This is a genomic window from Candidatus Aminicenantes bacterium (assembly GCA_011049425.1).
GTDB lineage: Bacteria > Acidobacteriota > Aminicenantia > UBA2199 > UBA2199 > UBA876.
Genome location: DSBM01000087.1, coordinates 1 through 7089, shown reverse-complemented (window position 1 = coordinate 7089; position 7089 = coordinate 1). Strand labels below are relative to the sequence as shown.

Here is a 7089-nt window from a genome sequence, read left to right as displayed (position 1 = left end):
TTAACCTGCATTTCTCACAACGATCTGCTGCAATGGCGGATATGGCCGCATTGACGGCGTTATGCTCGGTCATTCTTCTCAGCCATAGCGCTGCTATGCCTTCGAATAATGCCTGTCGCATGCCTTGTCACTACAACCATCTACGCCATTTCGCGACAATCCTTGTGAGAAGTGCAGGTTAACGCCTTGCAGGGTCGGTCCACTCTTCAACTGATTGAACTTTCTGGCTTGGAATAACGAATAAGGAAGAATGAATGGTAAAGCCTTTGCCATTTTTTACAGGCCATTGCGGTATTTTACTTCCTGTCACCTTTTTTCTCTTTAACTTTTCAACTCTGATTATCCAAAAATCCGTATTTACATACTTACAAGCACCGTCCCCATTATGGCCAGGGTACGAGGTCGCGGGCGATTGCAGTCGCGGAGAATTCCCGCCGGGTGGTCGTTTCCAGCTCGTCTATTTGCGATTTCGTCATTAGCGGGTTGATGTGGATCAGCAGCAATTGTTCCACCGCGGCCCGGCGTGCGATCTGTACCACTCCCTCCAGGTGGGCGTGGCCTGCGGCGGCAACGCTTTCACCCCTGCCCCAGCACTCGTGCATGAGCAACGGACAGCCCGAGATGAATTCCATGGTTTCAGCGTCACAGCCCGTATCGGTGATATAGGCAAGCTCGTTTCCAATGCGGATCCCCATTGAGGGATTTGTGTGGGCCTGGATGCGGCAATGGATGCGCAGACCGGCGATGTCATTTTCTCCCGGTTCCAGGTCCACTACCTCCAGACCAGGGTTGGCCCGGTTCAGCCGATGGGCGAAAAACGGCGGGGTCACCAGCCGGTCCAGGATAGCGGCGGCGGATTCTCCGTAAACCGCTTTTCCCGGGGCGGCCACAATGATCCGGCGCCGGGGGAACAGTGCCGAAAGGTAAATCAATCCCGCGGTGTGGTCCAGGTGGTAATGGGAAAGCAGGATCAGCACCGGCTGTTCCTCGTGTTCATGACTCCCGGCGAAATCCGCCAGGCGGCACAATCCGGTACCGGCGTCCAGGATCAAGTCCAATTCATATCCTTCAACCCGGTAGCAGGCGGTGTGGTTGTTGTGCCGCGGCATCCATCCCATTCCGCCCAGGGGCAGAACCCGCATTTTTTCAGCGCCGGTCAAGCGTTGCCTCCTGCTGAACCGGGGCCGGCTTGGCTTTACCGGGAAAGATGCGGCTCCAGGCGGAATGCCCGCGCAAAAGGATGACGCCCATGCCCCAGGCGGCCATGAGCAGGTCCAGGCCTCTTCGCACCAGGATAAGGCTGACGGCGTGAGAGGGTCCCAGGCCCAGCAGTACGAAAAGGGAGAGATAGGTCATCTCGTAGACACCCACCGACCCGGGCACGCCGGGCAATACAAACGCAACGGATCCCAGGATCACCAGCAGGAAGGCTTTTTCCGGCGTGATTTCCGCACAACCCAGGAATTTCAAACTGAGAAAAATTTCGAATGTCCACAATGCCATGAACACCAGGTACCCCACAAAAACCAAAAAGAAGCGGTCGCGGTGGCTGCGGTAAAACTCCGACATCAGGGCATCCGTCTCCGCGATTCTGCTCTCGTAGCGCTTGCGGAACGATCGCCCCAGCTTGAAACGGTTCAGAAGGTCCAAAACGCGCATGAAAAAGCCTTTTTTCTGCTGGTGAATCAACCATACGACCAGGACAATCAGCAAGACGGTGACGATCAGGAAGGCGCCCGTCTGCGCGGGAGGGCGCGGCGCGGACAAGACCAGCATGGCCAGTCCGACCGGAATCAATAGAGCCGTTACCGCCAGTTCAATGGTCTTGTCGATGACCACTGATGCGATGACATTGCGCTGGGGATTGTCTTTCACCATCAGGGCTTTGAACGCATCGCCGCCGATGCGCGAAGTGGGGGTGATGTAGCCCACGGCATGTCCCGCCATGCGTGCGCCCAGAAGGTGAAACAGACCGGATGTTCCTCCGCATCGCTCCAGCACGGCTTTCCAGTTCAGTGCGCGCAGGCCCCAGAAAAGCAGGCGCAACAAAACCAGGATCATCAATTCCGTCAAGGAGACGCGCCTCAGCGTGTTCCAGATGCGCTCCGGCCCGGCCCGAACCACCACGAACACAAACAGGCCGATTCCCGCCAGGGCCAGGGCCAACGTGATCCCGCGTTTCAACGAGCCTTCCTCCGGCGATTGTTTCTGTTCACGGCCTTGCTCCTTGTTTTGTCGCCACGGCAAATCCCGGTGGACGCCTGGTGTGGTGATCCGTTATCTGCTGGATTGCCTGCCCCAGGGCCAGCATTTCCGCTTCGGCGAAGAGATCCGCGGTAATGGTGATGCTGAGGGGATGGCCGTCCGCATCGAAGCCGTTGGGCAACACCAGGGCGGGGTGCCCGGTCAGGTTGGTGAGCAGCAGGTTGTCGCTGCCGAAAGTGGGACATACATAAAGGTCCACGCGGCGGAACAGTTCTGCCATGCGTTGCATGAGCAGGGCGCGGATACGGTTGGCCTGGATGTACTCCACGGCCGGGATCAGGCGGGCGTGGCGAAACACGTTGGGCCAGGCGTTGCGCACCTGGCGCACGAGTTGATCGTCCCGGTTCGAGCGCGTGAATTCATCGAAGGCGGCGGCCGCTTCGGCGTTCAGAATCAGAGCCAGGGGATCGATGGGAAGGTCGGGCAACTCGATTTCCACGGGCTCTATTCCCAACGAACGTAACGCGGCAAGGGTGGCGTGGTCAGTGGGATTTTCGTTTCCGGTTCCGAAAGCGCCGGTGACAACGCCCACGCGCAATCCCCGGATGCCTCGGGGCGGGGGCCAGGCGAAGGGCAGGTTCCGGCAATCGGGATCTTTGCCGTCGGCTCCGTGGATGGCGGCAAAAACCAGTCCTGTGCCCTCCGCGGACCGGCAGATGGGGCCGGCTTTGTCCATGCTCCAACTCAAGGCCATAACCCCGTGGCGGCTGACACGGCCGAATGTGGGACGCAATCCGGTGACACCGCAACGGGTTGAAGGAGAAACAATGGATCCCCAGGTTTCGGTGCCGATGGCAAATCCCACCAGGCCGGCGGCGGTTGCGGCGGCCGGTCCCGCGGAAGAGCCGCTTGAACCCTGCTCAAGATCCCAGGGATTGCGGGTTTTTCCCCCGTACCAGACATCCCCCCACGCCAGGGCGCCGGCGGTCAGTTTGGCCACGAGCACGGCGCCGGCCGCCTCCAACCGTTCGACCACGGTGGCGGGTTCATCCACGACCTGGTTTTTGAACGGAGCGGCGCCCCAGGTGGTGGGATATCCGGGAACGGCAAACAAATCCTTGATGCCGTAAGGGATGCCATGCAGCGGACCGCGCCACTTTCCCGCAGCCATTTCCTTGTCGGCCCGGCGAGCCTGGCGCAAGGCCAGGTCTTCGGTCAGGGTAACGACGCATTCCAGTCCGGGTCCCAGTTGTTTGAGCCGTTCCAGGTAGATTGCGGTCAGGTCCTGGCTGCGCAGGCGGCGGGAGCGCAACCAGGCGGCCAGAACCGGCAGGGGCTGGAAAGCAATCTCAGCCCGATCCCGGGGCAGCGGCGGGGGCAACGGCGGCTGCCAAGCCGGTACCGGGTCAACGTCAATTGGAGGAAAAAAGACGGCCGGGTCAAAACGCAATGCCGGCGGCAGGGAGTTGGGCAAAGATACAGTGCGCAGGCGACGGAAACTGTCCAGCCGTTCCCGCAGGTCGGGACGCATCAGCTCTACCTCTGAAGCAGTGAATTCCAGCCCATTCAGGGCGGCGGCGGCCCGGACCGAGGCAGTGGAAAACGGATCCGTCGCCTGTGGTTTTGGAAACAACCAGAGCCGGGCGGCCAGAGCCAGGCAGGCCACGGCCAGGATAAAGGCGGCGATTCGCCAGGGGTTCGGGTTGCGATTTACCGGGGTCATGTCAAACTCCTGTCGGGAGAGGCTTCCTCCCGCTTTGCTCGCCTGCGCGCGGCAAGGGGAGCGGGGATGAAAAACTTAAATCACTGCGGGAAAAGCGAATGGGGGCAGGCCCGTGAAGGGGACCGAAATGAAGGGCGGGATCTTCAGTTGATTTCGGAATCACCGAAACTTTTTTCATGCCGTTTCTCAGAGCCGATCGCAGGGGTATGCGGTTGCATCCACGTTACGGTACGGCGATTGCGTTGTCAAGGGTTCATCAGGTTGTGGCCAGGTCGCGGCAGGCGGACAGGATGTTGTCGAAGAGTTCCTGCAGGCGGTGGGTGGGGGTGGAAGAGAAAGCGATGCGGAGCATTCCGTCCAGGGCGATGACCCCTGTATCGTAATGGTTCAGCAGTCGACGGCGCACCGCTTCCGCATTGGCTTGAACCAGCCGCAGGCAGATAAAGTAGCCGGAGTTGCAGGGCAGGGGAGTGAACCATTGGCAGGCTTCGGGATGGGTGGCGAGGATGCGTCTGACTTCCCGGTAGCGTTGCCGCATGAGAAAAAACTTGCTGTTTCGTTCCCGCATGTATCCGGGGTCGTTTAGCGCGTTGAGGATCAGGGACTGAGAAAGCCGGGACGCGGATGATATATTGCCACGCAGCATACCCGCGGTTTTCTCTTCCAGGGCGGCGTAGAGGTCCGTATTTCCTCCGCGGATGCCGTAGGTAATGAATCCCACCCGGAATCCCCAGGCGTATTCCTCTTTGGTGGCGCCGTCCACTTTCACGGCCAGCAGATTCTCATGCAGGTCGGCCAGTTCGGCGAACAGGGACTCGCGGTACACATTGTCTTCGTACACCAGTCCGTAATAGGCGTCGTCCAGAATCACCAGCAGGCGGTATCCCTTTTGCGCGGTTTCTGCCAGGATTTCGCGCAGGCGGGGGATCTCTTCCCGGGTGGGGGTATAGCCCGTGGGGTTGTTGGGGAAATTGAGGATCACTGTGCGGCGTTGGGACGGCGGTCCCGCCTGCAGGGATTTGCTGAATCCGTCCAGGTCCAGGCCGTTTTCGTGGAACAGGGGGTATGGTGCCAGGCGCGCGTCGCGGGCATGTCCAAAGACCAGGCGGTAGTTTCCCCAGAAGAGGTCGGGGTGGAGCACGATATCTCCCGGATCCACAAACAGGGCTCCCAGCAGGCTCAGCCCGTGGGTGATGGCCTGGCAGACCAGCGGGCGGCTGATGGGCTTCTCCGCCAGAGTGGGATTCTTTTCCAGCAGGCGTTGGGCCCAGCGGTCACGCAGGGCCGGCAGCCCGGGGCTGGGGGCATAAGGGAACGCTTCTTCCGGTTTCAGGTTCAGGTGTTTGGCAATGGTTTGGAGGCGCAGGGGGCTGCCGTCCTCTTCCAGGGCCGTACCGATGGTGGCGTTGATGGCGCAGCCGGCCGCCTCGGCGCCCTGGGCCAGGATACCGGAGCGGGGAAAATAGATGCTGCGGCCCTTGCCGGAAAGCAGGTGAAGAACCGTGGGTGAATGGGTTTCAATGGTGCGGTTGAGCTCGGTTGCCCGGGGATGAATCTCTTTCATGCGTCGCCTCGCTGGTTTGGAATCAAGATATTATTCTACTCTCGGTGGCGGGTAAAGGCAAGGATTTCAGCAACGGATCAAGGCTTGTTCCGGATTCGCAGTTCGGTTCCGGGGAATGCTTTCATGGCGGTTGTCAGGTCATCCAGGTCAGTGGCGCCGAACGCGAAGTGATAGGGGTAGAGGACGTCCGGCTTCATGGTCTTTATCGCATCCACCACCATATCCGCATCCATGGTGTAGGGCAGGTTGATGGGCAGGAACGCGATGCTGATTTGTTCCAGAGCCTTCATTTCCAGTGTGTTCTCCGTGTCCCCGGCAATGTACACCCGGGTATCGCCGAATGCCAGTATGTAGCCGTTGCCCTCGCCTTTGGGATGATAGGGAGTGCCGTCTTTTCTTTTATGCACGATATTGTAGGCAGGCACCGCCATGATGTGGATCCCGTATATGTCCCGGGTCTCGCCGTTGCCGATGGCTTCCGCTCCCGGAAGGTCGCTCAGGCAGCCGGCTGAACAAAGGATGCGCGTTTCCGGCTTGCGGATCTGTTTGATCGCCGCGGCGTCCAGGTGATCGCCGTGTTGATGGGTGACCAGGATCAGGTCGGCGACGGGCAGGCCGGCGTAGTCCGCCATGCGGGAAGAGGGGTCGATATGGATGATCCTGTTGTTGAATGAAAACATGAGTGAGGCATGCCCCAGGCAGTTGATTTCCAATGGTCCGGCGGAAGTTTTGATGACATCCGCGCTTCCGAATGCAAAGGCTGAACAGAAAAAGATCATCATGATGATACTCCCGATTGTTTTTGCCATTTCCTCCTCCTCGATTTTCCAGTCTTACTGTATCTCCTTGCGAATGAGACTTCAAGGGTGAGTAACATCCGGGATTCGCAATTTCGCTTTTCTTTTTTGCGTGGATTTGATAACCTCTGAACCTGAGGGAACCCGGCGCCCGTCCGGGAGAAAGGACCGCGTTTTATTGGGTAACTTGGAGGAAGGATGAAGGAAACACACACCGCGCTGGTCGATCCGGCCATTGTGGATCGCCGCATCGAAAGCATGGGAATTTCCGACCTGGGCCTTGCATCAATCCGCGAAATCAAAAAGCTGGTGGATGACATCGAAAAGGAATCCGGCGTTGCATTCGTGCGCATGGAGATGGGCATTCCCGGCCTGCCCGCTGTTCCCATCGGCGTGGAAGCGCAGGCAAATGCCCTGAAAAACGGGGTTGCATCGCTGTACCCCGACATCCAGGGAGTCCCGGAACTCAAAAAAGAGATTTCCCGGTTTGTGCGCAATTTCCTTGACATCGAGGTTTCGCCTGAACACTGCCTGCCCACAGTGGGATCCATGATGGGAAGCCTGGCGGCCATGCTGACCGTCAACCGCATGCACGCGGAGCGGGAAGGCACGTTGTTTATCGACCCCGGCTTTCCCGTACACAAGCAACAATGCCGCCTCCTGGGTCACGATTTCAAGTCTTTCGATGTGTATGATTATCGCGGACCCCGGTTGCGGGAAAAACTGGAGTCGATGCTGGCAAGCGGCAAGGTCTCTTCGATCCTTTACTCCAACCCCAACAACCCGGCATGGATCTGCTT

At 59.1% G+C, this 7089-nt stretch carries 6 protein-coding genes; 1 reads left to right on the top strand and 5 read right to left on the bottom strand.

The genetic code is table 11. The annotated features are described in order from the left end of the window. Window positions 1–383: 383 nt before the first annotated feature. From ENN40_05880 to ENN40_05860, 5 genes are all read right to left on the bottom strand, one after another. Window positions 384–1160 (bottom strand): MBL fold metallo-hydrolase, encoded by a 777-nt coding sequence (locus tag ENN40_05880; GenBank protein ID HDP94872.1) that lies wholly within the window; start codon window positions 1158–1160, stop codon window positions 384–386. Then, window positions 1147–2274 carry a flippase-like domain-containing protein gene (locus ENN40_05875; protein HDP94871.1) on the bottom strand — a complete coding sequence of 376 codons (1128 nt, stop codon included), beginning with the start codon at window positions 2272–2274 and terminating at the stop codon, window positions 1147–1149. Before ENN40_05875 ends, ENN40_05880 begins: the two co-directional genes overlap by 14 nt. Continuing rightward, complete coding sequence (locus tag ENN40_05870; protein ID HDP94870.1) at window positions 2213–3928, bottom strand: amidase; 1716 nt, start codon at window positions 3926–3928, stop codon at window positions 2213–2215. The genes ENN40_05875 and ENN40_05870 overlap by 62 nt, the downstream gene beginning before the upstream one ends. Before the next feature lie 256 nt (window positions 3929–4184). Further along, window positions 4185–5492: an aminotransferase class I/II-fold pyridoxal phosphate-dependent enzyme gene (locus tag ENN40_05865; GenBank protein ID HDP94869.1), complete on the bottom strand. Its 1308-nt coding sequence runs from the start codon at window positions 5490–5492 to the stop codon at window positions 4185–4187. A 77-nt stretch (window positions 5493–5569) separates the two neighbouring features. Beyond that, window positions 5570–6301 carry an MBL fold metallo-hydrolase gene (locus ENN40_05860; protein HDP94868.1) on the bottom strand — a complete coding sequence of 244 codons (732 nt, stop codon included), beginning with the start codon at window positions 6299–6301 and terminating at the stop codon, window positions 5570–5572. Window positions 6302–6487: 186 nt separating this feature from the next. Here ENN40_05860 and ENN40_05855 point away from each other — a divergent pair. After that, the coding region (locus ENN40_05855; GenBank protein HDP94867.1) for an aminotransferase class I/II-fold pyridoxal phosphate-dependent enzyme at window positions 6488–7089 on the top strand (602 nt) is incomplete at its 3' end.